Below are 205 nucleotides of genomic sequence, written 5' to 3'. Positions count from 1 at the left end.
ATTGACGCTACTCATTTCGAGGCAAGAGATCGCGCTCATACATCCGATAAGAAAGAAAGGACAACACCGAAAAAGCGTGGACGCAAACCAAAAGCTGAGCGTGAACAATGGCTCAAAGAAAAAAAGGTCGAGGAAGAAGCGCGTCCGATTTATGAAAAAGAAATTGTTCATCAGCTTTCTGAATCAGTGGAAGTGTTGTTGAATG

General features: G+C 42.9%; 1 pseudogene. It reads left to right on the top strand.

Features of this window, described 5'->3' with window-relative positions:
• A pseudogene (locus tag Q1A47_RS20805) lies at window positions 1-205 on the top strand (IS5/IS1182 family transposase); the annotation flags it as partial.

Origin of the sequence: uncultured Virgibacillus sp. (genome assembly GCF_947495635.1) — a bacterium.
In the GTDB taxonomy this organism is placed as follows: domain Bacteria; phylum Bacillota; class Bacilli; order Bacillales; family Amphibacillaceae; genus Virgibacillus; species Virgibacillus salarius.
Note: the sequence above shows the minus strand (reverse complement) of the source record. Positions and strands in the feature narration are given on the sequence as shown.